The organism is Mesorhizobium sp. M4A.F.Ca.ET.022.05.2.1 (assembly GCF_003998845.1).
In the GTDB taxonomy this organism is placed as follows: domain Bacteria; phylum Pseudomonadota; class Alphaproteobacteria; order Rhizobiales; family Rhizobiaceae; genus Mesorhizobium.
On sequence record NZ_RZOJ01000729.1, the window covers coordinates 1 to 1,216 of the forward strand.

The following is a 1,216-nucleotide window of genomic DNA, read 5'->3' on the forward strand; positions in this document are numbered from 1 at the left end:
ACGAGGCGACGAGCCGGCTCGCCCGGGCGCTGACGGTGAGCATCGAGCGCAAGCGGGCAAGGCTGGAGCGGCGGCGGCTGACCCCCGCCACACTGTCCCGCCGCATCAACGAGGCGCGCACGCTGACCGGCCGCGATCTGGCGCGCGCGAAGGCTGCCTTCTTCGCCATCGTGCGCGAAAGGCGGGCACGGTTCAAACGTACCGCTGCACGGCTGTCGCCGGCGCCGATCGCAAGACGACAGAAGGTGCAGGCCGATGCTCTGACCGGGCTGACACGGCGCCAGGACCATGCGATTGCGCGAAGGCTGGACCGGTTGCGCGCGAGCCTGACCCAGGCCGACCGGCTTTTGTCGACGCTTTCGCACAAGGCGGTGCTGGCGCGCGGCTTCGCGCTGGTCAAGGATGCCGAAGGCGCGGTGATCAAGCTGGCGGCGGACGTCGCGCCGGGGGCGGCGCTGTCGCTGGAATTCGCCGACGGCAGCGCCGACGCGATCGCCACCAGCGGCGCCGCGCGGCCGAAGGCGCCTGCCAAGCCCGCTGCCAAGACCAAGGAGCCGGGCAATCAAGGCTCGTTGTTCTAGCGCCGGTCAACCTTTCATGTAATCGCTGAACCGCCCTAAGTATTTGGTTTGACGCAATTCCGGATGGAAAACCGCTACGCACTTTTCCTGGAATTGCTCTAAGGTACGGCATGACAGGACATGATCCGCACCTTGCGACGCCGTCGGGAAGGCCACGCGCCCGATATTTCGGCATCGGCTTCGACGGCACGCCGGGCGAGTCCAACGCCATCACCGACGTGGCCGGCGTGTCAGTGGGCTACACGACGCTGATCTCGGGCGACGGGCCGCTGGTCGTCGGCAAGGGGCCGGTACGCACCGGCGTGACCGCCATCCTGCCCAGGCCGAAGGCGGAACTCGCCACGCCGGTCCTTGCCGGGGTCTTCAGCCAGAACGGCAATGGCGAGCTGACGGGGTCGCACATCATCGAGGAAACCGGCGCCTTCAATTTCCCGGTCACCATCACCAACACGCATTCCTGCGGCGTCACCCGCGACGGCACGCTGCGCTGGATGCACAAGGTGCTGCCGGCCGCGCTCGACACAGGCTGGGGCCTGCCGGTGGCGGCGGAGACCTATGACGGCTTCCTCAACGACATCAATGGCCATCATGTCAGCTTCGACGATGTGGCCGGCGCCCTCGACAGCGCTGCCGTC

General features: G+C 67.8%; 2 protein-coding genes. Both read left to right on the forward strand.

What is annotated here, in order from left to right; all coding sequences use genetic code 11:
• Positions 1 to 581, forward strand: a 581-nt coding sequence (locus EN745_RS34945; protein ID WP_281034808.1) for an exodeoxyribonuclease VII large subunit, incomplete at its 5' end; no start/stop codon positions are given.
• Between the two features lie 110 nt (positions 582 to 691).
• Positions 692 to 1,216 (forward strand): P1 family peptidase (locus tag EN745_RS34950; protein WP_189363272.1); only part of this gene is annotated, 525 nt, incomplete at its 3' end.